At 74.2% G+C, this 24,287-nt stretch carries 20 protein-coding genes and 1 pseudogene; 10 read left to right on the forward strand and 11 right to left on the reverse strand.

The annotated features are described in order from the left end of the window. Positions 1-46: 46 nt before the first annotated feature. The gene (locus tag ACVW07_RS08510; protein ID WP_456818816.1) at positions 47-1,906 is read right to left on the reverse strand and encodes a serine/threonine-protein kinase; all 1,860 of its coding nucleotides are present in this window, start codon (positions 1,904-1,906) and stop codon (positions 47-49) included. Between the two features lie 224 nt (positions 1,907-2,130). On the opposite strand from ACVW07_RS08510, the gene ACVW07_RS08515 reads away from it, so the two are divergent. The 6 genes from ACVW07_RS08515 (at position 2,131) to ACVW07_RS08540 (ending at position 10,120) form a co-directional block, all read left to right on the forward strand. Further along, positions 2,131-3,570: an alpha,alpha-trehalose-phosphate synthase (UDP-forming) gene (locus ACVW07_RS08515; RefSeq protein WP_456818817.1), complete on the forward strand. Its 1,440-nt coding sequence runs from the start codon at positions 2,131-2,133 to the stop codon at positions 3,568-3,570. Next, positions 3,563-4,387, forward strand: a complete 825-nt coding sequence (otsB, locus tag ACVW07_RS08520) for a trehalose-phosphatase (RefSeq protein ID WP_456818818.1) — start codon at positions 3,563-3,565, stop codon at positions 4,385-4,387. Before ACVW07_RS08515 ends, otsB begins: the two co-directional genes overlap by 8 nt. Positions 4,388-4,426: 39 nt before the next feature. Next, positions 4,427-5,926 carry a hypothetical protein gene (locus ACVW07_RS08525; RefSeq protein ID WP_456818819.1) on the forward strand — a complete coding sequence of 500 codons (1,500 nt, stop codon included), beginning with the start codon at positions 4,427-4,429 and terminating at the stop codon, positions 5,924-5,926. 72 nt (positions 5,927-5,998) lie between these two features. Continuing rightward, positions 5,999-7,393, forward strand: coding sequence for an outer membrane protein assembly factor BamB family protein (locus ACVW07_RS08530; RefSeq protein ID WP_456818820.1), 1,395 nt, complete (start codon positions 5,999-6,001; stop codon positions 7,391-7,393). Between the two features lie 151 nt (positions 7,394-7,544). Next, complete coding sequence (locus ACVW07_RS08535) at positions 7,545-8,672, forward strand: ABC transporter ATP-binding protein (protein ID WP_456818821.1); 1,128 nt, start codon at positions 7,545-7,547, stop codon at positions 8,670-8,672. Positions 8,673-8,833: 161 nt separating this feature from the next. Then, positions 8,834-10,120, forward strand: coding sequence for a DUF4032 domain-containing protein (locus ACVW07_RS08540; protein ID WP_456818822.1), 1,287 nt, complete (start codon positions 8,834-8,836; stop codon positions 10,118-10,120). A gap of 129 nt (positions 10,121-10,249) precedes the next feature. Here the strand turns inward: ACVW07_RS08540 and rlmB are convergent, their stop codons facing one another. From rlmB to ACVW07_RS08565, 5 genes are all read right to left on the reverse strand, one after another. Further along, positions 10,250-11,254, reverse strand: coding sequence for a 23S rRNA (guanosine(2251)-2'-O)-methyltransferase RlmB (gene rlmB, locus ACVW07_RS08545; RefSeq protein WP_456818823.1), 1,005 nt, complete (start codon positions 11,252-11,254; stop codon positions 10,250-10,252). A gap of 100 nt (positions 11,255-11,354) precedes the next feature. After that, entirely contained in the window at positions 11,355-12,794 is a 1,440-nt protein-coding gene (gene cysS, locus ACVW07_RS08550) for a cysteine--tRNA ligase (protein WP_456818824.1), read from the reverse strand. Between the two features lie 131 nt (positions 12,795-12,925). Next, positions 12,926-14,110 carry an alanine racemase gene (locus ACVW07_RS08555; RefSeq protein WP_456818825.1) on the reverse strand — a complete coding sequence of 395 codons (1,185 nt, stop codon included), beginning with the start codon at positions 14,108-14,110 and terminating at the stop codon, positions 12,926-12,928. Beyond that, positions 14,107-15,390 (reverse strand): MFS transporter, encoded by a 1,284-nt coding sequence (locus tag ACVW07_RS08560; protein ID WP_456818826.1) that lies wholly within the window; start codon positions 15,388-15,390, stop codon positions 14,107-14,109. The genes ACVW07_RS08555 and ACVW07_RS08560 overlap by 4 nt, the downstream gene beginning before the upstream one ends. After that, entirely contained in the window at positions 15,387-16,040 is a 654-nt protein-coding gene (locus ACVW07_RS08565; protein WP_456818827.1) for a TetR/AcrR family transcriptional regulator, read from the reverse strand. The genes ACVW07_RS08560 and ACVW07_RS08565 overlap by 4 nt, the downstream gene beginning before the upstream one ends. Positions 16,041-16,190: 150 nt before the next feature. On the opposite strand from ACVW07_RS08565, the gene ACVW07_RS08570 reads away from it, so the two are divergent. Both ACVW07_RS08570 and ACVW07_RS08575 read left to right on the forward strand, forming a co-directional pair. Beyond that, on the forward strand, positions 16,191-17,552 hold the full coding sequence (locus ACVW07_RS08570) for a D-arabinono-1,4-lactone oxidase (protein WP_456818828.1): 1,362 nt from the start codon (positions 16,191-16,193) through the stop codon (positions 17,550-17,552). Between the two features lie 79 nt (positions 17,553-17,631). Then, a complete protein-coding gene (locus ACVW07_RS08575; RefSeq protein ID WP_456818829.1) occupies positions 17,632-18,582 on the forward strand; it encodes an NADP-dependent oxidoreductase in 951 nt (316 codons plus the stop codon). Positions 18,583-18,838: 256 nt separating this feature from the next. On the opposite strand, the gene ACVW07_RS08580 is transcribed toward ACVW07_RS08575, so the two are convergent. After that, positions 18,839-19,069: a hypothetical protein gene (locus ACVW07_RS08580; RefSeq protein ID WP_456818830.1), complete on the reverse strand. Its 231-nt coding sequence runs from the start codon at positions 19,067-19,069 to the stop codon at positions 18,839-18,841. Between the two features lie 163 nt (positions 19,070-19,232). Beyond that, positions 19,233-20,417 (reverse strand): LysR family transcriptional regulator, encoded by a 1,185-nt coding sequence (locus tag ACVW07_RS08585; protein ID WP_456818831.1) that lies wholly within the window; start codon positions 20,415-20,417, stop codon positions 19,233-19,235. Between the two features lie 72 nt (positions 20,418-20,489). On the opposite strand from ACVW07_RS08585, the gene ACVW07_RS08590 reads away from it, so the two are divergent. Further along, positions 20,490-21,536, forward strand: coding sequence for an EamA family transporter (locus ACVW07_RS08590; RefSeq protein WP_456818832.1), 1,047 nt, complete (start codon positions 20,490-20,492; stop codon positions 21,534-21,536). On the opposite strand, the pseudogene ACVW07_RS08595 reads toward ACVW07_RS08590, so the two are convergent. From ACVW07_RS08595 to ACVW07_RS08605, 3 genes and pseudogenes are all read right to left on the reverse strand, one after another. Then, positions 21,458-21,877 (reverse strand): annotated as a pseudogene (locus ACVW07_RS08595) (2-C-methyl-D-erythritol 2,4-cyclodiphosphate synthase); the annotation flags it as partial. The gene ACVW07_RS08590 and the pseudogene ACVW07_RS08595 overlap by 79 nt on opposite strands. Next, a complete protein-coding gene (gene ispD / locus ACVW07_RS08600; protein WP_456818833.1) occupies positions 21,874-22,959 on the reverse strand; it encodes a 2-C-methyl-D-erythritol 4-phosphate cytidylyltransferase in 1,086 nt (361 codons plus the stop codon). The pseudogene ACVW07_RS08595 and the gene ispD, both read right to left, overlap by 4 nt. Further along, positions 22,844-23,326, reverse strand: coding sequence for a CarD family transcriptional regulator (locus ACVW07_RS08605; protein WP_456818834.1), 483 nt, complete (start codon positions 23,324-23,326; stop codon positions 22,844-22,846). The genes ispD and ACVW07_RS08605 overlap by 116 nt, the downstream gene beginning before the upstream one ends. 316 nt (positions 23,327-23,642) lie before the next feature. Here ACVW07_RS08605 and ACVW07_RS08610 point away from each other — a divergent pair, with 316 nt between their 5' ends. After that, positions 23,643-24,185: a hypothetical protein gene (locus ACVW07_RS08610; protein WP_456818835.1), complete on the forward strand. Its 543-nt coding sequence runs from the start codon at positions 23,643-23,645 to the stop codon at positions 24,183-24,185. Positions 24,186-24,287: the final 102 nt, after the last annotated feature.

Consider the following 24,287-nt stretch of genomic DNA (forward strand, 5'->3'; position numbering starts at 1 on the left):
CGGGCCAGGTCCCGACGCCGCCTTGCCGGGCGGCCGGAGGGCCAGGTCAGGGCATCGTCGGTGTGGGCAGCGGCGTCCAGAGGATCGGCTGGCCCTGGCGCAGCAGGACGAACAGGACCGTGCAGGCGATCAGCACGACCACGACCGCAACGAGCGCCCCCCGCCGTCCGGGCGCCACGACCGCGAGCGCCCGCCTGGCCCCCGTCCGCGTCATCCCCGACAGCGGCCCGAACCACACCAGCAGCGTGCCGAGCAGCACCAGCCCCCCGACCACGAGGGCCGCCGACACGCCGTGCGGCACCTCGCCGGACGCCGCGCCGTCGATCGTCCACCGCTCCGAGTCCAGCAGCCACCACAGCATCCCGACGACGATCACCACGACGCTCCCGGCGACGAGGAGAGATGGGACCAGGCCGACGGCGGACCGGAGCAGATGCCACGGCGTCGCCGCCAGGGTCACCGGCACGTCGGAACGGCGCACGCCGGCACGCTCGCGACGGCTGTGCATCGACTCGACGGCCCAGCCGAAGGTCCGCTCCAGCAGGACCAGCACACCCACCAGGACCACCGTGATCCCCGGATAGAGGCTGCCGGCGAGCAGCACGAGCAGCGCCAGGGCGAGCAGGGTGCCCCACCGGCGCCGTGCCGGAGGCCGGACGTAGCCGGAGCCTTCGGGCTGGTGCACCTCGGAGGCGTCGAGGTCGTCCTGGATCCAGTCGACGCCCTCGGGGTCGTACTCCTGCTCGGCACCGCCGTCGTCGAGGTCGTCCTCGGTCCACGGGCCCGGCGCCGGCTCGTGCGGCCCGGCCGGTCCGGGGACCGCGTCGGGGTCGAACGTGCGTGTGAGGCCGTCGTGCGCGACGAGCGTCGTCGTGCCTGCCGAGCCGTCGAACGCCGGGGCTGCGGCCGTCCCGGGCCGGGTGGCGGTCCCGACGCCCGCTGCGGCCCCGGCAAGCGCGACGGTCCCCGCACCGGCGCCCGCACCGGTGCCTGCGGGCGCCCCCGCAGCCGCGGCCGCGCCGGCAGCCAGGCCCGCGCTGCCGGCCGGCTCGCCCGCGTCGAGCTCCGTCGTGGCCACCACGTCGGGGGCGAGGTCGCCCTCCGCGGCGACCACGGTGAGCGCGGCCACCACGTCGTCGGGTGCGGTCCGTCCGGACGGGTCGCCCCGGAGCGCCCCCTGCAGCGCGGCGGAGGTGAGCGGCCCGAGACCGGCCACGTCGACCTCGCCGGCCCGCGCGCGGGCGAGCACGGCCTCGAGCGGGCGGCTGCCGAACGGCGCGCGTCCGGTGGCGGCGAACACGAGGACGGCGGCCCAGCCCCAGAAGTCGGTCGCGGGCGACGGGTCCTGGCCCTCGAGCAGCTCCGGGGCGATGTAGCCGGGGGTCCCGATGACGAGCCCCGTCGAGGTCACCCGCGCGTCGTCGGCGGCCTGGGCGATGCCGAAGTCGATGAGCACGGGACCGTCGTCGGTGACCAGCACGTTCGACGGCTTGAGGTCGCGGTGCACCACCCCGGCACCGTGCACGGCCTCGAGCGCCGCCCGCAGCCCCTCGGCGAGCTCGAGGAGGTCGTCGGGGTCGAACGTGCCGCGCTCCCGCACGTGCTCCTCGAGGGTGTCCCCGGCGACCAGCTCGGTGACGAGGAACGCCTCCGTGGAGTCGGCCTCCGCGTCGAGGATCGCGGCGACCGCGGGGTGGTGGAGCTTCTGCAGGGCGTGCACCTCGCGGCGGAGGCGGTCACGGACCGCGGCGTCGGTGCCGACGTGCGGGTGCAGCAGCTTGAGCGCGACCGGCGTACCGCCACCGTCGACCGCGCGGTACACCGTCCCCATGCCGCCCGAGCCGAGCGGCGCGACGATGGTGTACCCACCGATCTCCGATCCCGGTGTCAGACCGATCCGCTCCATGAGCGCACGTTAGCCGTCGGCCGCAGAGCCGGCGGCTGCGCCGCGCGGGTTCACCCGCCGGGCGGCGCGCCCCTCGCCGGACGGCGACGCACCCCGGCACACCGGCGCGCCCGCCGCGGACGGCCGGGGCCCACGACCGGCCCGGTGTGACGTGCGCCCGCCCGGCGGCGCAGGTCAGGGCCCCTCGATAGGGTCGGTGCACACCCTTCGAGGAGTTGATCCTGTTGCGCTCTGACGTGGCCGCCGGCGGCTACGACCTGCTCGTCGTCGCCAACCGACTACCCGTGGACGTCGCCCTCGGGGAGGACGGCGAGCCGACCTGGAGCCGCTCGCCGGGCGGCCTCGTGACGGCGCTCGCCCCCGTGATGGCCCAGGCCGACGGGGCGTGGGTCGGCTGGGGCGGGGCCCCGGACCTCGAGCTCGACCCGTTCGAGGTCGACGGCACCCAGCTGGTCCCGGTCACCCTCAGCGAGGACGACGTGGCCCGGTACTACGAGGGCTTCTCCAACGACACGCTGTGGCCGCTGTACCACGACGTCATCGCGCCGCCGCAGTTCCACCGCCAGTGGTGGGAGGCCTACCAGCGGGTCAACCGGCGCTTCGCGCAGGCCGCCGCGGACCAGGCGGCCAAGGGCGCGACCGTGTGGGTGCACGACTACCAGCTGCAGCTGGTCCCCCGCTTCCTCCGGGAGCTGCGCCCCGACCTGCGGATCGGCTACTTCCACCACATCCCGTTCCCCCCGCTGGAGATCTTCACGCAGCTGCCGTGGCGACGGCAGGTGGTCGAGGGCCTGCTGGGCGCGGACCTCGTCGGGTTCCAGCGCGCCGGGGATGCCTCCAACTTCGTGCGGGTGGTGCGGCGGCTCACCGACGAGACGACGCGCGGCCAGATCGTCACGCTGATGAAGGACGGCCGGGTGGACCGGCACGTGCGCGCCGCGGCGTTCCCGATCTCCATCGACTCCGGCGCGTTCGACGAGCTGGCCCGCACGCCGGCGGTCCAGGAGCGGGCCGAGCAGATCCGGCACGAGCTCGGCGACCCGGAGGTGCTCCTGCTCGGCGTCGACCGGCTCGACTACACCAAGGGCATCCGGCACCGGGTCAAGGCGTACGGCGAGCTCCTGGAGGAGGGACGGCTGTCGCCGAGCACCACGACCCTGGTGCAGGTCGCCAGCCCGAGCCGGGAGAACGTGGGCGCCTACCAGCAGCTCCGCGACGACGTCGAGCTCCTGGTGGGCCGGATCAACGGCGACTACGGGCAGGTCGGCCACGCGCCCGTGCAGTACCTGCACCAGTCGTACCCGATGGACGAGATGGCGGCCCTGTACCTCGCGGCGGACGTGATGCTGGTGACGGCCCTGCGCGACGGCATGAACCTCGTCGCGAAGGAGTACGTCGCGGCCCGCTCGGACGACCGGGGCGCGCTCGTCCTGTCCGAGTTCACGGGTGCGGCGGACGAGCTGAACGGCGCGATCCTGGTCAACCCGCACGACATCGACGGCATGAAGGACGCCATCACGTACGCCGTGCACATCGACCCCCGGGAGGCCCGCAAACGGATGCGCCGGCTGCGTCGCCGGGTCCTGGGGCACGACGTGGTGGCCTGGTCCCAGGAGTTCCTCGCGGTGCTCACGGCCGTCCCGTCCAGGTCCGACCATGTCTGAGCGGGGGAACTCCGACGGGGCCGCGCACGAGCCGGCCGGCGACGACGCGCTGCGGGCGGCCCTCGCCGAGGTGGCTGCCGACGGTGCCGCGCGGCCGCTCCTCGTCGCGCTGGACTTCGACGGCACGCTGGCACCGTTGCAGGACGACCCGACGCGCTCGCGCATCCTGCCTGGGGGCGTCGCGGCGCTGGCCCGGTTCGCCGCGATGGACGGCGTCGCGCTCGCCCTCGTGTCCGGGCGGGCGATGAGCCAGCTGCACGCCCTCGCCGAGGTCCCGCCGGGGACGTTCCTGGTCGGCAGCCACGGCGCCGAACGGGCCCGGGTCACGCGCTTCGGGCTGGACCGGGACGTCGTGCAGCTCACCGACGAGCAGGCGGACCGGCTCGCGGAGCTCGGTGCGGCGGCCGCCCAGGTCGCCCGGGGACGCGACGGCGTGTGGGTCGAGTCGAAGCCGACGGCCGTCGTCGTGCACACCCGGCTCGCCCCGCGGGAGGTCGCCGAGCCCGCGGAGGCGGAGGCGGTCGAGCTGGGCGGACGGCTCGGCACAGGGGTGCTGCACGGCAAGGATGTCGTCGAGATCTCCGTCCTGCGTGCGAGCAAGGGCGAGGCGATGACCGCCCTCCGGGACGAGCTGGGCGCGCCCGTCGTGCTGTTCGCGGGCGACGACGTGACCGACGAGCACGCGTTCGACGCGCTCGGCGCGAGCGACGTGACCGTCAAGGTCGGCGCAGGCACCACCCGGGCGCGGTTCCGGGTCGAGGACCCTGACGGCCTCGTCGCGGCGCTCAGCGCCCTGGCCGACGAGCTCGGCGCCTGACCGGCTGAGCAGGGGCGCCTGCGGGGTTACGGTGACGGCATGTCCGGCCGGATGCTGGCCGTCGAGCTCGCCGAGCCCGACGGCCTCGGACCGGGAGCCGCGCCACCGTCGGCCGCGCCCCCCGGACGTCCCTGGCTGCGCAGGAACGCCCGCCGCCTCGCGGTCGTCGGGCTGGGCCTCGCCGTCGTCCTCGTCGGGACGCAGACGGCGCTCGACGCGCGCGAGCGCACGCGGCTGGGCGCGCTCGCCCGGGTCCCGGGCGTGCTGAGCCCGGTGGACGACGGTCTGGAGGTCCGCTGGCGCGGCGACCTCGCGGAGCGGCAGGTGCTGCAGGGCGGCACGGTCGTGGACGGGACGCTCGTGGGCGTCGCCGAGACGGACCCGGGCACCCTGGAGCTGTGGGGCCTCGACCCGGCGACGGGCGAGCACCGGTGGGCCACCTCCGTGCACCTCGCCACTCCCCTGATGCAGGCGGACGGCGGCACGCCCGAGACCTGGACGACGTGCTCGCCCCTCGGCGACCTCGCGGTGTGCGTCGCGCAGCAGCCGGGCACGGCGTCGGTGACCCCCGACATGACGGTGTGGGTGCTCGACCCCGCCGACGGGCGGCTCGTGCGCACCACCACGCTGCCCGGCCGCGCGGGCCTGACGGCCGCGGGCCGCGACATCGTCACGGCGGTCCCTGCCAGGCTCGACGGCAGCACCGACTGGACCGGCGACGCCGGCCAGGTGCGGTGGACGGTCACGGCCACCGACGGCGCGACCGGCCGGCGGACCTGGACCTACACGACCCCGCCGGTCGGCGCCGTCGGCCGGCGGGACGGGCCGCACGACGGCTCGCGCGCCGCGTCGCTCGACGCGCGCGACGACCGTGTGCTGCTCGTCGCCGACCGCCATGCGTGGGAGCTCGGCACGGACGGCACCCTGCGCCGGTCGGTGCCGCTCGACGACGACTCCTGGGTGCAGCTCACCCGGTCCGGCGCGCTGGTGCGGTCCACGTACGGCGACCAGGGCGCGAGCAGCGCGCTCCTGCGCGACGACGGCAGCTGGGTGCAGACGTCGACGGTGCCGCTGTGGCTCTCGGTCGACGACGGCTCGGTACCGGACCTCGTGCTCTTCGCCGCGCAGTCGGCCGCCGGCATCACGCACCTCGAGGCGCGCGACGGTGGCACCGGCACCCGCGTGTGGCGGGTGCCGGTCCGGGCCACGTCGGCGCTGCTCCTGGACGGTCGCGTGTTCGTCGGCACCTCGGACGGGCTGCGGGCGATCGACGCCGCGACCGGGCGGTCCCTGTGGGGGGTCGACCTCGACCACCCGGTCGACGAGCTCGCCACCGACGGGCGCGCCGTCGTGACGCGAGGGCCGGGGCTGAGCGCCGAGGGCTACTCGGTGACGGACGGCCGGCTGCTGTGGCGGACCGACGTCCTCCCGACGGTCTCCGACAGCGCGACCTGGTCCGGGCAGCAGCTCGTCGTCTCGCCCCGCTTGCCCCGCCTGTACGTGACGCTGACCGACGGCACCGTCGCGGTGCTCGGCTGAGCGACGGGCCGACGGCTGCCGGGCCGGCCCACGCCCGACGGCCGGGCCGCCCGGTGAGCTAGCGTCGCGCGGATGGAGATGCACGACGTCGACCTCGTCGAGACCGGCGCTCCGGACGCCGGCTCACCAGCGGCCCGCACGGACGCCGGACGTCCGTCGTGGCGTCGGATCGCCGCGGCCGCCGTGGCCGTCCTCGTGGCCCTGCTCATGGTGCAGGCCGCGGTCGGTGCGCGCGCGCAGCATGCCGAGGAGGGACCGCGGGCCGTGCACCCGGTCCCGGCGCCGGAACGCTCCCTGTCCGTCCGCTGGCGCATCGCCGGGGCCGGGGCCGCCGCCGGGCCCGTCCGGGTCGGGTCGACGCTCGTCGGCGTGACGCCAGGCGACGACGGGCGCGCCCAGGTCGTCGGCCTCGACCCTGCGACGGGGGCGCCGCTGTGGCAGGTCCCCGTCGACGCGCCCTTCGACGCGGACGGAGCGGGGTGCGCCGAGCTCGACGGCCCCGACGGCACCCCCACAAGAGCCGCGTGCGTGGCCGGCAACCACGACTCCGGGAGTGCGCGGGTCGTCGTGGTCGACCTCCCCAGCGGGGCGCCGGTCGGGACGTGGCCCGTGCTGGGCGCACCCTGGACCACGGTCGACGACCTCGTGGTGCTCGCGCACGGCGACTCCGACGGTTCGGCGGTCGGCTGGACCCTCACCGCGTACGGCGCGACGGGGGCCACCGAGTGGGTGACGACAACCCCACGGGTCCCGCTGCCCGACGGCTCGGACGGGTCGCTCGCGCGACCGGCAGACCTCATCGGCGGGGACGGATGGGTCGCGTTGACCGACCACGGCCACGGGTGGGTTGTCCGGGCCGACGGCACGGTGCTGGCCGACCGCGAGCTGGGGCAGGGCTGGGTCGACGTGACCCGTCACGGCGTCCCGGCCCTGGTGACCGACGGCGACACCGACGGCTCGCGGGACACGGTCCTGCTCGACCGCGCCGAGGTGCCTCTGCACGGCCTGCCGGTCGCCACGGAGCCGGACGACGGCAGCGCCCCGTCCGTCGACCTGTACGCCCTCGACCTGAGCGGCCGCGGGCTGGTCGCGCGGGACACCCGTACCGGCGCCGACCTCTGGACCGACCGTGACGTGACGGTCGGAGCGGCGGCCGTGCGCGACGGCGCCCTCTACACCGTGGGCGGGGACGAGGTCCGCGCCTACGACGCGGCCGATGGCACCCTCCGATGGCACGTCCGGTTCGCCGCTGCGACCGCCGTCACGGTCGACGACGACCAGGTCCTGGCGACGTCGGGCCCGAACCTCACCGTCGTCGCGCTCGACCGCCGCACCGGCCGCGCACTCTGGAGGTCGGACGTCGGCGACCTGGCACGTGCCGGCGGGTCGGCGGGCCCGCCGTTCCTGGCCCCGTGGCACGGCCTGCTCCGCCTCGACGTCGGTGAGAGCTCCTGGGTGATCGGGTGACCTCACGGTGGTGGGCCGGGTCCTGTGTGGCATGATGACGGCGGACCGGCGAGGGCTTGCGCCGCCCTCGGTCCGTGTCAGCGAAGACATTTCTGACACTCTTCACAACGGATCGTCCGGCACGTACCTGCCGGTGAAGGGAACTGCAACCATGGCTACGGTTACGTTCGACAACGCCACCCGGGTGTACCCGGGCACGGAGCGCCCCGCAGTGGACGCGCTCAACCTGCACATCGAGGACGGCGAGTTCCTCGTCCTCGTCGGCCCCTCGGGCTGTGGCAAGTCGACCTCGCTCCGCATGCTGGCGGGCCTCGAGGACGTCAACGCAGGCCGCATCCTCATCGGCGACCGGGACGTCACGGACGTCCAGCCGAAGGACCGCGACATCGCGATGGTCTTCCAGAACTACGCGCTGTACCCGCACATGACGGTCGCCGACAACATGGGCTTCGCGCTCAAGATCGCCGGCACGCCGAAGGCGGAGATCCGTCAGCGCGTCGAGGAGGCTGCCAAGATCCTCGACCTCTCCCAGTACCTCGACCGCAAGCCGAAGGCCCTCTCGGGTGGCCAGCGTCAGCGTGTCGCCATGGGCCGCGCCATCGTGCGCCAGCCGCAGGTCTTCCTCATGGACGAGCCGCTGTCGAACCTCGACGCCAAGCTCCGCGTCCAGACCCGTACGCAGATCGCGTCGCTGCAGCGTCGTCTCGGTGTCACCACCGTCTACGTCACGCACGACCAGACCGAGGCCCTCACCATGGGCGACCGCATCGCGGTCCTCAAGGACGGTCTCCTCCAGCAGGTCGGCACGCCGCGCGACATGTACGACACCCCGGCCAACGTGTTCGTCGCCGGCTTCATCGGCTCGCCCGCCATGAACATCGGTACGTTCCCGGTGCTCGAGGGCTACGCCAACCTGGGCCGTGCCCGGGTCGCCGTGCCGCGCAACGTCATCGCGTCGCTCACCGACGCCGACAAGAACCACATCACGGTCGGCTTCCGCCCGGAGTCGCTCGACGTCGTGCCCGAGGGCACGGCCGACGCGTTCCCGGTCATCGTCAACATCGTCGAGGAGCTCGGCTCCGACGCGTTCGTCTACGGCTCGCTGACCAACGAGTTCGGCCAGGCCTCCTCGGTGCACTCCGGCGCCGGCGACGCCCAGGTCATCGTCCGCGTCGACCCCCGCCAGGTCCCCGGCAAGGGCGACACGATCTGGGTGAAGATCCGCGTGGGCGAGCAGCACCTGTTCCACGCGGGCTCCGGCGTGCGCATCGACGCCTGACGTCCCCTGCCTCACCAGAACGCATCGCCCGAAGGGCGGGTCCGGTTCTCCTACCGGGCCCGCCCTTCGGCGTACCGTGTGGAAACCCTCCAAGGTGCACCCGGCCCACGTCGTGCGACCCGCTCCCGAGCGGTGTGGGCATCGCCTGCGAGAATCGACCCATGAGCACCGACCCGCAGCGGCTCCAGATCACGGCCGCCTCGCCCGATCCGGCGCTGCTCGACCTGCCCTGGCACGTCCCGCTGGAGGACTGGCCTGCCGAGACGCTGGCAGCGCTCCCCCGCGGTATCTCGCGGCACATCGTGCGGTTCGCACGCATGTCGGGCCGGGTCATCGCGGTCAAGGAGATCGGCGAGACCGTCGCGTACCGGGAGTACGAGCTCCTGCGCCAGCTCTCCCGGCTCGACGTGCCGAGCGTGGAGCCCGTCGGGGTCATCACGGGTCGCCGCGACCCGGACGGCGAGCCCCTGGAGGCCGTGCTCATCACCGAGCACCTGCAGTTCTCGTTGCCCTACCGCGCGCTGTTCAGCCAGTCGCTGCGGCCCGACACGGCCACCCGCCTGATCGACGCCCTCGCGGTGCTCCTCGTCCGGCTGCACCTCGCCGGGTTCTACTGGGGCGACGTGTCGCTCTCCAACACCCTGTTCCGCAGGGACGCCGAGACGTTCGCCGCGTACCTCGTGGACGCCGAGACGGGCGACCTGCACGACAAGCTGTCGCCCGGCCAGCGTGACTACGACCTCGAGGTCGCGCGGGTGAACATCATCGGCGAGCTCATGGACCTGCAGGCCGGTGAGTTCCTCGAGGAGGACGTCGACGCGGTCGCCATCGGCGACGCGCTCGCCGAGCGGTACCGCGACCTGTGGCGTGCGCTCACGGAGACGGAGTCGTTCGGCTACGGCGAACGGTGGCGGGTCCAGGCGCGCATCGACCGGCTCAACGACCTCGGCTTCGACGTGGGCGAGCTCGACATCACCACCGACGTGGGCGGCACCACCGTGCTCATCCAGCCGAAGGTCGTCGACGCCGGCCACCACTCGCGCCGGCTCATGCGGCTCACCGGGCTCGACGTGCAGGAGAACCAGGCCCGCCGCCTGCTGAACGACCTCGACGAGTACCGTGCCGCGACCGACCGGCAGCGCGAGGACGAGTCGTTCGTCGCCCACGACTGGCTGACCGAGGTGTTCGAGCCCGCCGTCCGCGGTGTGCCGAAGGACCTGCGCAAGAAGCTCGAACCGGCGCAGATCTTCCACGAGCTCCTCGACCACCGGTGGTACCTGTCGCAGCAGCAGAACCGCGACGTGCCGATGCAGGAGACGGTCACGAGCTACGTGCAGCACATCCTGCCCCAGCGGCCCGACGAGCAGTCCATCCTCGGCGTCCAGGCCGGTGACCTGCGGGACACCGAGGCGCTGCCCCGCGTGGAGGGCGACCAGCTCCTCGGGTGACGGTGCGCGCCGACCGCTCCGCGCTCGTCAGCACGGACCGGTCGGCTCAGCAGGACCGGTCGGTTCAGCACGGGCCGGCCGGTTCAGCACGGGCCGGTCGGCTCAGCACGGGCCGGCCGGAGACGATCGTCAGGACGCGCGCGTGCGGGACACCTCGTACAACGCGATGCCCGCGGCGACCCCGGCGTTGAGCGACTCGACGGCCGACGCGATCGGGATGGACGCGATCGCGTCGCACTGCTCGCGCACCAGCCGGGACAGCCCCTTGCCCTCCGAGCCGACCACGAGGACGAGCGGGTCGGTCGCGAACGGCAGCTCCCCGATCCCGGTGTCGCCGTCGCCGTCCAGCCCGACCACGAACACCCCGGCCTGCTTGTAGGCCTGCAGGGTCCGCACGAGGTTCGTCACGCGGGCGACCGGCACGCGGGCCGCCGCACCGGCGGACACCTTCCACGCCGACGCGGTCACGCCCGCCGCCCGGCGCTCGGGCACGAGCACCCCGTGGGCGCCGAACGCCCCGGCGGAGCGCAGCACGGCGCCAAGGTTGCGCGGGTCGGTCACGCCGTCGAGCGCGACGACGAGGACGGGGCGGTCGGACTCCTCCGCGGCGTCGAGCAGGTCGTCCTCGTCCGCGTAGGCGTAGGGCGGCACCTGGATGGCGACGCCCTGGTGCACGGACCCGTCGGTGAGCCGGTCGAGCTCCGCGCGGCTGACCTCGAGCAGCGGGTACCGGGCGTCGGCGGCGGTGCTGATGATCTCCCGCGTGCGCTCGTCGGCCTCCAGCTTCGACGCGATGTACACCGTGGACACCGGGATACCGGCGCGCAGCGCCTCGACCACGGAGTTGCGGCCCGAGACGATCTCGTGCGTGGCACTCTTGCGACCACCCCGCGACCCGGCCGCGCTGCGCGACGCGGAGGCCGACGGACGGCCGGACGTGCCGCGCGACGTCGCCGCCCGGCGCTCCGCCGCCGCCTTGGCCTTGGCGGCGGGGTGGTACTCGCGGTCCTCGGCCTTCGGGGTCGGCCCCCGGCCCTCGAGCGAGCGGCGGTTCTTGCCGCCCGTCCCCGCGGTCGCGCCCTTCTTCGACCCCGCCTTGCGGGTCGCGCCGCGGCGCTGGGAGTTGCCGGCCATCACTGCTCCAATGTCTGGTGGGTACGCACCCGCGTGCCGCGGTCCGTGCGTCCTGTGTCGTCGGACCGCGCCTGGCGGTCCGGGGTCCTGGTGGTGGGTGTCAGCCCTGCTCGGGGCCCTGGGAGGCGAGCGACCAGCGGGCGCCGGCCGGGGAGTCCTCGACGACGACGCCGGCGGCAGCGAGCCGGTCCCGGATCGCGTCGGACGTCGCGAAGTCGCGGGCGGCCCGGGCCTGCGCCCGGGCCTCGAGCTCGCCGGCCACGACGGCGTGCAGCGCACGCGCGTACCGGGCGTCACCGCCGGTGCCGCGCCACTGCCGGCCGGCCGGGTCGAGCCCCAGCACGTCCAGCATCGCGCGCAGCGCGACCATGTCGGCACGCGCCGTGCTCAGGTCGCCCGACGCGAGCGCCGAGTTCCCGCTGCGCAGGTGCTCGTGGACCACCGCGAGGGCGGCAGGCACGTTGAGGTCGTCGTCCATCGCGTGCACGAACGCGTCGGGCAGGTCGGCCTTGGCGACCTCGTCGTCGTCCGCCGCCCCCACCTTCTCGGCGGCCCGCTCGACGAACCCGGCGAGCCTGTCCCACGTGGCCTCGGCCTCGCGGAGGGTGTCGTCGGTCCACTCGAGCATCGACCGGTACTGCACGGCGGTCATGGCGTACCGGAGCACGGCCGGCCGCACCTGCTGCAGCACGACGTCGACGAGCAGCCCGTTGCCGAGCGACTTGCTCATCTTGGCGCCGCCCTGCGTGACCCAGCCGTTGTGCAGCCAGTACTGCGCGAACCCGTACCCGACGGCGCGCGACTGCGCCTGCTCGTTCTCGTGGTGCGGGAACCGCAGGTCCAGGCCGCCGCCGTGGATGTCGAACGTCTCGCCCAGGTACCGGTGCGCCATCGCGGAGCACTCGAGGTGCCACCCCGGGCGCCCTCTGCCGAACGGGGTGTCCCAGGAGGCGGTGATCGGCTCGGACGGCTTCACGGCCTTCCAGAGGGCGAAGTCGCGGGAGTCCCGCTTGTCGTCGCCCTCGGGCGGTTCGTCCGGCGCGGGCACCATGTCGTCGACCCGCTGGTTCGTCAGCGCGCCGTACTCGCCGAACGACCGGACGTCGAAGTAGACGTCGCCGGTGTCCGCGGCATACGCGTGGCCGCGGGAGATCAGCCGTTCCATCAGGTCGACCATCGCGGGGATGTGCCCGGTCGCCCGCGGCTCGTAGGAGGGGGGCAGCACGCCGAGGGACTCGTAGGCGGCAGTGAACGCACGCTCGTTGGCCATCGCCCACGCCCACCACGGCTCGCCGGCCTCGTCGGCCTTGCGCAGGATCTTGTCGTCGATGTCCGTGACGTTGCGGACGAGCGTGACCCGGTGGCCCGTGCGGCGCAGCCAGCGCACGAGCACGTCGAAGGCGATCCCCGACCGGAGGTGGCCGATGTGAGGGGGCGCCTGGACGGTCGCGCCGCACAGGTAGATACCGACCTCGCCCGCGACGAGCGGGACGAAGTCGCGCACCGTGCGGGTCGCGGAGTCGAACAGGCGGAGGGTCACGCCGACAGGCTACCGGGACCACCGCGTGCACCACGCCTCAAGAACGGATCCCAGCACTGCCGGGCGTCCCGACGATCAGCACGATCACGCGGCACAGGCACCGAGCCGGCCCGCCCGCGCCCTGACGGCCGTCAGCCGAAGGTGCGGCCCTCGCCGCGGTAGGTCGGCACCGTCGCCTCCACGTGATCGCCCCGGACCAGGTGGACGGACCCGAACCGTTCCATGACCTCGCCGGCCTTCGCGTGCCGGAACCACACCCGGTCACCGACCCGCAGGTCGGTGCCCGCTCCGAGCCGCAGCGGGGTCTGCACCTCGCCCGCACCCTCGCGGCCGGTCAGCGCGAGGCCCTCGGGCCACACCGGCCGCGGGAGCCTGGTCCTGGCCGCCGGACCGGACGCGACGTAGCCGCCGCCGAACGCGGTGGCGTACCCGGGCGCGGGCACCCGCACCACGTCCAGGCCGAAGAACGCGGCGGGTCGGGGCTCGAACGAGCGGTAGCCGTCGAACAGGGTCGGAACGAACAGGCCGGAGCCGGCGGTGACCTCGGTGACGGTCGGGTCGGACACGCTGGACCCGACGGAGCCGGACCCGCCCGAGTTGACCAGGGGCAGCGGGTGGCCGACCGCGTCCTGGACGGCGTCGACGACCGCCCGGCGGCGGGTGGCGAGGTCGGAGATCGAGAACCGCTTCACGGCACGCACCGCAGCGCTGCTGTCGGGCAGCCCGGCCACCTGCGCCTCGTAGAACATGACACCCCGGACCTCGAGCCCGTCCCGGCAGGTGACCGCCAGCGCCAGGGCCGCGGCGTCCGCCGGGCTGTGGACCGGCGACCGGCGGACTCCGAGATGGGCCCCGAACGGACCCAGGCGCAGCCGCAGCGAGGCGTCGATGTCGAGGCACACCCGGATGCGCGCACCGTGGGCCGCGGCGGCCTGCCCGGCGAGCTCCACCTGGGCGACGTCGTCGACCATGAGGGTCACGGCCGCGGCGGCACGCGGATCGGCGGCGAGCTCGTCGAGAGCCCCGGTGTCCACGGTGGGGTAGCCCATGAGCACGTCGTCGACGCCCGCACCGACCAGCCACAGCGCCTCCCGCAGGGAGTAGGCCATGACACCCGCGAACCCTGGCCGTGCGAGCACCTCGTCGAGCACGTGCCGGACGCGCACCGACTTGCTGGCGACGCGCACGGGGACGCCCTGCGCACGCCGGACCAGGTCGGCGGCATTCGCGTCGAGCGCGTCCAGGTCCACGACGGCGAGCGGGGCCGGCAGGTGGCGTGTCGCCTCGTCGAGCCGGCCGCCGATGGTGCGGCTCATGCCCGCTCCCCCGGGACGGCTGCGGTCGACGTCCGGTCGGGGTACAGCGTGTCGAACCGGCCGGCGAGCACCGCGACGGCGAGGACGAGCACCGCGGGGACGGCGAAGCCCCAGCGCAGGTTGGACGCGCTGCCGAGCACGCCCACGAACACGCCGCCGAGCACGGCCCCCACGTAGTTGAACCCGTTGAGCCGGGCGATGACGGCGTCGGCGTGCCCCGGCGCGAGCGACTCGGCGGCGGAGAAGCACAGCGGGGCGATGAGCCCCAGCCCGGCGCCCGCGACCGCGAAGCCCGCGACGGCCTGCTCGGGGGCACGGCTGGTGAGCACCAGCAGGAGGCCGGCCGAGCCGACGAACGCGGCGACCCTGACCACCCGACCGCGGCCCCAGCGGCGCACGCACGGGTCGCCTGCGAGTCTCGACACGAGCGTCATGGCGAGGTAGGCGGCGTAGCCGACCTTCGTGATGGTGCCGGTGGTGTGCAGCACCTCGTCCATGAAGATCGGGCTCCACGTCGAGATGGCCTGGTCGTTGACGTAGTACGCGACGACGGCCAGCCCCAGCACGAGCAGCGGGCCCCACGGGATGTGCGGTGCACCGGGCGCCGCCTCCGCCACGGCGGGCTGCGCGGCGTCGACCGGCGGCACCACGGCGACGCCCTCGACGCGCGGCGGCACCTGGTCCCGGCGGCCACGGACCGCCACCAGCACGGCCACCGCCACGGCGACGACGCTGCCCGACAGCAGCACCACGGCGACGGGGTCGGTCGAGACCCGGTCGGTGGACACCGCGATCGCGACCGTGCCGAGGATGCCGCCGGCGGACCACGCGGCGTAGAACCCGGTCAGCAGCGACCGGCCGTAGTCCCGCTGGATGGCGACGGCCTGCATGTTGGTCCCGGCGTCGACCATGCCGAGCCCGGCCCCGTACGCCGCGAAGCCGAGGGCGAGGACTGCGAACGCCGGTGCGGTCGAGACGACCACGACGGCCGCGGCGACGACCACGAGGCCCGTGGTCAGCACGGCCCGGCTGCCGCCGGCGGTCCGGGCGACCCGGTCGGCGGCGAACGTCCCGACGCCCGCCATGACGCAGACACCGAGGATGACGACCGCGATGGTGAGGTCGTCGATGCCGTACCGGTCCTTGAACGAGGTGAGGCTCGTGAGGACCATCGCGAACACGAACCCCTGCGTCGCGAAGCCCGCCGACGCCGCCACCCGAGCGCGTCGCTGCGCGGAGGTGACACTCGTGCGGACGTGCGTCGAGGGGTTCGTCGTCACGCGGTGGCGCCGTCGGGCGCGCCGACCGAGGCGTGGTCCTCGTCGGGCTCGAGCGCGACCGGCACGGCCAGCGTCCGCAGGTACTGGCCGAACCCGTGCAGGCCGGCGCGTGCCTGCTCGCCGTCGGCGTCCACGAGCCACGCGAGCGAGTAGCCGTCGATCACCGCGACGATCGCTCGGGCGACCTGCGAGCGCGGGACCCTCCAGCCGATCTGCGCGGTCCGCTCGATGAGCTCGAGCACTTGCTCGGCGGCGGACCACTGCCCGCGGTACTGCTCGATGGCGACCTGGTTGAGCTCGGCGTGCCGCAGCGAGCTCGTGGTCAGCTCGTACGACAGCAGCTGAGGTCCCCGGGACTCGCTGATGCCCGTCCACAGGGCGTCGATGACCCCGTCGACGACCGTGTCGACGTCCGCGTGCTCGGGCAGGTCGCCGAGACTCCGCGCGAGATTCTGCGACGTGATGGCGTGCGCCATCGCACGCAGCAGCTCGTCCTTGTCCTGGAAGCAGTAGTGCACGACACCCAGCGACACGCCCGCCTCGGCCGCGATGGCCCTGACGGTGGCGGCGTCGATGCCGTCGCGACTCGCGACTGCGAGCGCAGCCTCGATGAGCTGCTCGCGCCTCTCGGCCACGGGCAAGCGATTCATGCCGGTCCCCTCCCTGTGGTCACGACCCCGCCGACACCGGCCGGCGCGCGGGACCGCCCATCCCCACGCCACATTTCACTGGCAGTCATGACGATAGTCAAGGACCATGCACACTTGACTTGGACAACCGACCAGGACGACCCTGGTTCCATGGGACCACAGCCCGCCACCGCCCCGTGGCACAACTGGGCCCGCACCGCGCACGCAACACCGCGAAGCGTCGCATATCCGCGCAATCTGGACGACATGGTCTCGACCGTGCGGCGCGCCGGTATCGACGGTCTGCGGGTCCGAGCGGTCGGCGGCGGGCACTCTTTCACCCCCGCGGCGGTCACGGACGGCGTCCAGGTGGTCCTCGACGCGGTACACGCGCTCGAGCGTGTCGCGCCCCAGCCCGACGGGTCCACCCACGTGACGGTCGGCGCCGGCATCCGGCTCGGCGCGCTCAACGCCCTCCTCGCGGAGCACGGCCTCGCCATGCGCAACCTCGGCGACATCGACAAGCAGTCGATCGCGGGTGCCATCTCGACCGGCACGCACGGCACGGGCGCCCAGCTCGGCGGCCTGGCCACCCAGGTGGTCGCCGCACGGATCGTCACGGCAGCCGGTGACGTCGTCGAGGTCTCGCCCACCCAGCACCCCGAGCTCTTCGAGCTCGCCCGCCTGGGACTGGGCAGCGTGGGCCTGCTCGCGGCCGTGACCCTGGAGGTCGTCCCCGCGTTCCTGCTCGAGGCACGCGAGGAGCCGTGGGCGCTCGAGGACGTGCTCGACGGCCTGGACGAGCTCGTCGACGCCAACGACCACTTCGAGTTCTACTGGTTCCCGCACACCCGGCGGGCCCTGACCAAGCGCAACAACCGCGTCCACGACGACGTGCGGCAGCGTCTGAACCCGGTGCGCTCATGGGTCGATGACGAGCTCCTGTCCAACGGCGTCTTCTCGGTGGCGAACCGCATCGCCACCCTCGTGCCGCCGGCGACCCCCACCATCAACGGTCTGAGCGCCCGCGCCCTGAGCCCACGCCGGTACACGGCGCCCTCCGCCGAGGTGTTCGTCTCGCCGCGCCGGGTGAAGTTCCGCGAGATGGAGTACGCCGTTCCCCGCGCGGAGCTCGTCGGCGTGCTGCACGAGATCGACCGGTGGATCGAGGCGTCGGGCGAGCGGGTGCCCTTCCCCGTCGAGGTCCGCTTCGCCGCCCCGGACGACCTGTGGCTCTCCACGGCCCACGGCCGCGAGACCGCCTACGTCGCCGTGCACCAGTACGTGCGCCTGCCGTTCACGCGCTACTTCTCGGCGGTCGAGCGGATCGTCGCGCAGGTCGAGGGCCGTCCGCACTGGGGCAAGCTCCACTGGCTCGACGCCGAGCGGCTCGCGCTCGTGTACCCGCGGTTCACCGAGGCCCAGCGGGTGCGCACCCAGGCCGACCCCGAGGGCATGTTCACCAACCCGTACCTCGACCGGGTGCTCGGACCCGTCGAGGGACACCAGCGCGTCCCCGAGGCCGTCGCCTGAGTTCACTCGTACGGGTGAGGCTGACGGACAGAATCGGCACACTCTGGCGGTGAACGGGTGACCGGTGCAGTCTGTGCCGGTGGCACTTCGCAGCAGGGCAGTGGTCGCGACAGCATTCGGAGGACCGGAGGTCCTCCGCACCATCGAGGTCGACGCGGGCGAGCCCGGACCCGGCAACGTCATCGTCGAGGTCCGGTCCGCGGCCGTGAACCCCATCGACTGGAAGCAGTACTCCGAGGGCCCCGGCAACGACCCCTCGCGGCTCCCCCTGCGGCTCGGCTACGAGATCGCGGGCGTGGTGAGCGCCGTCGGTCCGTCGGTCCGCTGGCTGTCCCCGGGCGACGAGGTCATCGCTTGGCGCGTCTCCGGCGGGTACGCGGACCGGCTGGAGGTCTCCGAGCAGGTCACCTGCCGACGACCGGCGAGCCTCACCTGGGCGGCGGCGTCGGGCCTGCTGCTCACCGGCGCGACGGCGGTGCACACCCTCTCGGCGACGGGCACCCACGACGGTGACGTCGTGCTCGTCCACGGCGGCTCCGGCGCCGTCGGCAGGATGGCCGTCCAGCTCGCGGTGCTGCGCGGCGCCCGCGTCGTCGCGACGGCCTCGCCCGAGACCCACGACGACCTGCGCGAGCTCGGCGCGATCCCCGTGGCCTACGGCGACGGACTGGTCGACCGTCTGCGTGACGTCGCCCAGGACACGGGACCGCTCACGGTGGCCATCGACACGGTCGGGTCGGACGAGGCCCTCGACACCTCCGTCGCCCTGGTCGCCGACAGGTCGCGCATCGCGACGATCGCCGGCTTCGGACGCGCCGCCGACCTCGGTGTCCGCGCACTCGGCGGCGGTCCTGGTGGCGATCCGGGGACCGCCGTGCGCGAGGCGGCCCGGGCGCAGCTCGCCGAGCTCGCCGCCGACGGGACGCTCGACGTCCGCGTCGCCCGCACCTATCCGCTGGAGGACGCCGCGGACGCCCACCGGGACAGCCGGGCGGGGCACGCCCGAGGAAAGCTCGTGCTCGTCCCCTGAGCTGCCGCGAAGGTGCGCGGGACGACAACGCCGGCGCCGGCGAGGGGCGCGCCAGCCTGTCCGGCTTCCGGGAGCCGGGTCGGCTTCCGGCGGCCGCACTGACCGCGGTAGGTGGCTCGACGTGCGGCAGCCCGGTCGGCGTGCGGCAGCCCGGTCGGCGTGCGGCAGCCCGGTCGGCGTGCGGCAGCCCGGTCGGCGTGCGGCAGCCGCACCGGCGTCCTGCTCGACGTCCGGCGGCCGGCTCGGCGTGCGGCAGTCAGATCGGCAGAGGCGGAGCGGGCTCGTCGGACGGAGGTGGTCGGTGGTGGTCGTCGACGCCCTGAAGCCCTGCGTGCGTCGCCTCGAGCACCTCGAGCGGGATCCTCACCCGCAGCCGCACCCGGGCAGCCGCCGGCACCCGGGCCGCGAGCGGCGCCGACGCGTCCCGCGAGAACGCCCCCCGCGAAGGGGGCGCAGGCGGTTCCGGGGCTCCGGACGGCTGGGTCACGTCCAGGACCGTACCGTGCACCCGAACGGGACGAAAGTCGTTGCCCGTGACATCTCGCCCGCTGGTCGAACCCCGTCGCCGCCTCCGAGCCGTCGCCGCGCGGCGCACGAGCCCGACCGACCGCCGCGACCGTCGGCACTTCCCGTCCGGCCGCACGACGGTGTCAGCCACTGGCCGTCGCGCTGCTCCCCTCCGGCCCGCCGTCCCGAAGCCGGTCTCTCGAGGCCTCGCCCTGCACGCCGCCCGACACCCGCTGGTCCTCGCCCAGCACACCGCCCGACACCCGCTCCCGCTCCACCTCGCCCAGCACGCCGCCCGACACCCGCTGGTCCTCGCCCAACGCACCGCCCGACACCCGCTCCCGCTCGTCCTCGCCCAGCACGCCGCCCGACACCCGCTCCCGCTGGTCCTCGCCCAGCACGCCGCGCGGCACCCCTTCCCCTCCGATGCCGGCGGCGAGCGTGCGGAGCTCGTCGAGCACGCGGCGCACCACGAGCCGCTCCGCGCGGTCGGGGCGCAGCAGCGCGTCGACGCGGCGCCCCGCCCGGACCTCGGCCAGGGGCACCAGCCGCACCCGAGGGCTGCCACCGAACGTGTACCGGGGCAGCAGCGACACGCCGTGACCCGCCGCGACGAGCGCCTCGATGACGTGGAAGTCGTTGAACCGGTGGACGATCCGGGGCGCGCTCCCGGACCGGCCGGCGATGGCGTCGAGCACCGCGGCGACGGGGAATCCCTCGCGCACGGTGATCCACGGGACGTCGACGAGGTCCGCCGGTCGCACCGACTCCCGGTCGGCGACGGGGTGGCCCACGGGGACGGCGACGTCGAGCGGCTCGCGCAGCAGCGGCACCACCCGGACGGCGCCCACGCCGCGGCGTGGCGCCCAGGGCGCGCCCGGATCGGGGCGGTGCGCGACGACGATGTCGATGTCGTCGGTGAGCGCCACGAAGTCGTCCTGCGCGACGTCCGCGTCGACGGCCTCCAGGGTGACCCCGTCGAGCGCCGCCACCCGCGTCAGCAGCCCCGGGAGGAGCAGCTGCGCGCCGCTCTGGAACCACGACACCCGCACGGTGCCGGTCGGGCGTTCGAGGAAGGCGTCGCAGGCCGCGCGGGCCCGCTCGAGCGCGACGGCGACGTCGACCGCCGCATGCGCGAGCGCCTCACCTGCGGCGGTGAGCCGCAACCCGCGTCCGACGCGCTCGGTGAGCGGGACGCCGACCTCACGCTGCAGCGCCGCGACCTGCTGGGACACCGCCGACGGCGTGAGGTGCAGCGTGCGCGCCGCAGCCGTCACGCCGCCCTGCGAGCCGACGGTCCGCAGCACGTCCAGCGAGCGCACATCCATGCAGCGACGCTACAAGAACGTTCGAGAACATTTCGATGGTGTTGAAGTTCTGGTCCAGGGCAGTCTCGGTCCATGTCCGCACGCGACCGTCTCCTCGCCGTCCTCGTCGCGGTCGCCTGGGGTCTCAACTTCCCGGCGATCCACCTCTCCCTGCAGCAGTTCCCACCGTTCTTCCTCGTGACGCTGCGGTTCGGGCTCGTCGCGGTGCCCGCCCTGCTCTGGGTCCGCCGACCGTCGGCCCCGTGGCGCTGGGTGCTGGTGTACGGCCTCGGCTTCGGGGTGCTGCAGTTCGTGTTCCTGTACCTCGCGATGGACACCGGCATGCCGACCGGGCTCGCGTCGCTCGTGCTGCAGTCCTCGGCGCCGTTCACCGTCCTGCTCGCCGCCGCGTTCCTCCGCGAACGGGTCACGGGAAGGCAGGCGCTCGGCGTCGCGGTCGCCGTCGCCGGACTGGGCGGCATCGCCGTGCACCGCGCAGGACTCGAGGGGGGCGCCACGCTGCTGCCGGTGGTCCTCACCTTGTGCGGCGGCCTGGGCTGGGCGGTCGGCAACCTGGGCAACCGCCTCGCGATGCAGTCGGCACCGGGCGAGGCGTTCCGGCTGATGCTGTGGATGTCCGTCGTGCCGGTCGTGCCCCTGGCGGTCCTGTCGCTGACGGTCGAAGGCCCCGCGCAGATCGCCGCCTCGCTCCACGGCCTCACGACGCCGACCGGCCTGCTGGCGCTCGGCGGGCTGGCGTTCACGGTGCTCGTGGCCTACGTCGGCGGCGCAGGGCTGTGGACGGTCCTGATGGGCCGCCACCCGTCCAGCACCGTCGCACCGTTCTCGATGCTCGTCCCCGTGGTCGGGATCGCCGCCTCGTGGCTCCTGCTGCACGAGAGGACGTCGGCTGCTGAGCTCGCCTGGGGTGCTCTGGTGGTCGCGGGCGTGCTGCTGGGCTCGACGCGCCGTCGGCGCGGGGCTCAGGCGTCCGACGACGGCACGACGAGCGCCGTCGCGACAGCGGCGACGCCCTCCGAGCGTCCCGTGAGCCCGAGCCCGTCCGTGGTCGTCGCCGAGACGCTCACGGGGGCGCCGGCGGCCGCCGAGAGCGCGGCCTCGGCCTCCGCCCGCCGCTGACCGACCCGCGGCCGGTTGCCGATCACCTGGACCGCGACGTTCCCGACGTCGAACCCCGCCGACCGCACCCGGCGTGCAGCCTCCGCGAGCAGCGCCGCCCCGGCCGCCCCGGCCCACTGCGGCTCGGACGTGCCGAAGTTGGACCCGAGGTCGCCAAGGCCCGCGGCCGACAGCAGAGCGTCCGCTGCGGCGTGCGCGGCGACGTCGGCGTCGGAGTGTCCCGCGAGCGGCCGCTCCCCGGGCCAGGCGAGCCCGGCGAGGTGCAGCACCGCTCCCGGTGGGGGGTCGGGATCGTAGGCGTGCACGTCGATCCCGATGCCGGTGCGCGGCAAGGCGGTCATCCGTCCTCCGGAGTCGTCAGCCGGCGCCGCGGGTCGCGCGATCCCGCGAGCCCGTCGGCTGCAGGGCCGGAGGTGAGGTCGGGGGCGAGCGCGGTGGCGAGGTCGGGCATGAGAGCGGTGGCGAGGCCGGGCATGAGAGCGGTGGCAGGGTCTGGCGTGAGAGCGGTGGCAGGGTCGGGGGTCTGAGCGGTGGCGAGCAACAGCTCGGCGACGGCGAGGTCGCGTGCCGTCGTGATCTTCGCGGCCTGCTCGTCCCCGTCCACGACCCACACCGTGCCGCCGAGCCGTTCGACGAGGCCCGCGTCGTCGGTCGCCGCGAGCGCCTCGTCGTGCGCCTGCGCCGCGGCGTGCACATGCGCCGCTCGCAGCACGTCCAGCCGGAATCCCTGCGGCGTCTGGACGGCGCGGAGCTGCTCACGGGCGACGGTCGCCACGACGCGTCCCGCGCGCGGTCCGGCTGCGGCCCCGTCGCCCTCTGCTGGCTCGACCTGCTTGATCGTGTCCGTGACGGGGAGCCCCGGGACGACGGCGGACCGCCCGGACCGGACGGCGTCGATCACTCGCCCGACGAGCGACTCGGGGGCCAGCGGCCGCGCCGCGTCGTGCACCAGCACCACGTCGAACGCCTCGCCGGCCTGCCCCTCGAGCGCCGACAGCGCGGACAGCGCCGCCGCGACGGACGCCTGCCGGGTCGCTCCTCCCGCCACGACGACCACGCGCACGCCGCCCGCGAGCCCGGTGAGGCTGCGTTCGACGTGCGCGACATGGTCCGCGGGAGCCGTGACCACCAGGATCTCGACGTGCTGCCCGTCGGAGCCGCGCGCCGCCAGAAGGCGACGTGCAGCGTGCCGGACGAGCGGTTCCCCCGCCAACGGAACGAGGGCTTTCGGAAGTGCGTGACCGAGCCGGGACCCGCTCCCGGCGGCGGTCAGGACGGCGGCGAGGCTCACCTGGGGCGCAGGCGTGTCAGGACGCGAGGACCTCGTCGAGGATCGCCTCGGCCTTGGCCTCCTCGGTGTGCTCCGCCAGGGCGAGCTCGGAGACGAGAATCTGACGGGCCTTGGCGAGCATGCGCTTCTCACCGGCGGACAGGCCGCGGTCGGCGTCACGACGCGACAGGTCACGGACGACCTCGGCGACCTTGATGACATCACCGGAGGCGAGCTTCTCGAGGTTCGCCTTGTACCGGCGCGACCAGTTGGTCGGCTCCTCGGTGTAGGGCGCGCGCAGGACGTCGAACACCTTCTCGAGGCCTTCCTGCCCCACGACGTCACGCACACCCACGAGATCGACGTTCTCCGCCGGCACCTCGATGGTCAGGTCCCCCTGAGCGACCTTGAGCTTGAGGTAGATCTTGTCCTCTCCGCGGATGGTCCTGGTCTTGATCTCTTCGATCAATGCCGCACCGTGGTGCGGGTAGACAACGGTCTCCCCAACAGTGAAAGTCATCTGCAGGTGTCCCCTTTCGCAGAGGACTATCTTATCACGCCGAAATTTGCTCTTCGCCGCCGCGCGGCGGCCATCGCCGCAGGTCAGGGAGGTGCAACACGATCGTGTCAGGTCCAGGTCCGGCGAGGCCCGGACCAAAGGCCGGGCCACCTGGGCGTCCGTCCCGATAGCGTGGTGCCGCGTCTGCCCACACCCCCGGGGGCGGCTACGCTTGCCGCGGACGTGGCGCATCGCGTCACGGACCGACCGATCGTCCGCGAATCGTCCGCGACCGGACCCGCGCCCCGCGGCGCGCCCGACGCCCCGAGGAGTCACCGTGACCTCGCTCCGCCCCCGCACCCGCCGCCTCCTGGCCCTCACCGGCGGCGCCGCCGTCGTCGGGGTGGTCCTCGCCGGCTGCTCGGCCACCAACCCGATGACCACGGAGAACCAGTACAGCGCGTCCGACGGGGTGCGCTTCGTGCTGGGCGACGTCCGCGGCTCCAACCTCCTGGTGCTCAGCGAGGGCAAGGGCGAGGTCGGGCGGCTCGAGGGTGCGCTGGTCAACGACGGTGACGAGGACCAGGTCGTCACGCTGACCTTCGGCGACGCCGAACCCACCACGGTGCCGCTCGGGCCGAAGGAGACGGTGCTCCTCGACGGTTCCGACGAGGACGGCCACGTGGACGTCGTGATCACAGCCGTCGAGGTCGAGCCGGGCGCCGTGGCCCCGCTGACCGTGAGGACCGGCAGCGGTGGCTCGACCACGCTCGACGTCCCGGTGCTCGACGGCTCGCTTCCCGAGTACTCGTCCGCCGTGCCGACACAGCTCCCGACGACGAGCGCGACGCCGACCCCCACGCCGTCCGCGAGCTCCTGACCGCCTGAGGGCGGCGGCACCTGGTACGACGGAGCGGCAGGACCGCACCCAGTGGTGGGTCCCGCCGCTCCGTGGTGTACGGCGCCCGAGCCCCCCCGGCCC

It is taken from the genome of Cellulomonas sp. URHB0016 (assembly GCF_054057935.1).

Bases quoted from the DNA above. Each gene is read 5' to 3' on its own strand.
- ACVW07_RS08565 (WP_456818827.1), bottom strand. From the start codon at position 16,040: ATGAATCGCTTGCCCGTGGCCGAGAGGCGCGAGCAGCTCATCGAGGCT.
- ACVW07_RS08525 (WP_456818819.1), top strand. From the start codon at position 4,427: ATGTCCGGCCGGATGCTGGCCGTCGAGCTCGCCGAGCCCGACGGCCTC.
- otsB (WP_456818818.1), top strand. From the start codon at position 3,563: ATGTCTGAGCGGGGGAACTCCGACGGGGCCGCGCACGAGCCGGCCGGC.
- ACVW07_RS08530 (WP_456818820.1), top strand. From the start codon at position 5,999: ATGGAGATGCACGACGTCGACCTCGTCGAGACCGGCGCTCCGGACGCC.
- ACVW07_RS08510 (WP_456818816.1), bottom strand. From the start codon at position 1,906: ATGGAGCGGATCGGTCTGACACCGGGATCGGAGATCGGTGGGTACACC.
- ACVW07_RS08590 (WP_456818832.1), top strand. From the start codon at position 20,490: ATGTCCGCACGCGACCGTCTCCTCGCCGTCCTCGTCGCGGTCGCCTGG.
- rlmB (WP_456818823.1), bottom strand. From the start codon at position 11,254: ATGGCCGGCAACTCCCAGCGCCGCGGCGCGACCCGCAAGGCGGGGTCG.
- ACVW07_RS08555 (WP_456818825.1), bottom strand. From the start codon at position 14,110: ATGAGCCGCACCATCGGCGGCCGGCTCGACGAGGCGACACGCCACCTG.
- ACVW07_RS08605 (WP_456818834.1), bottom strand. From the start codon at position 23,326: ATGACTTTCACTGTTGGGGAGACCGTTGTCTACCCGCACCACGGTGCG.
- ACVW07_RS08540 (WP_456818822.1), top strand. From the start codon at position 8,834: ATGAGCACCGACCCGCAGCGGCTCCAGATCACGGCCGCCTCGCCCGAT.
- ACVW07_RS08570 (WP_456818828.1), top strand. From the start codon at position 16,191: ATGGGACCACAGCCCGCCACCGCCCCGTGGCACAACTGGGCCCGCACC.
- ACVW07_RS08585 (WP_456818831.1), bottom strand. From the start codon at position 20,417: ATGGATGTGCGCTCGCTGGACGTGCTGCGGACCGTCGGCTCGCAGGGC.
- ACVW07_RS08535 (WP_456818821.1), top strand. From the start codon at position 7,545: ATGGCTACGGTTACGTTCGACAACGCCACCCGGGTGTACCCGGGCACG.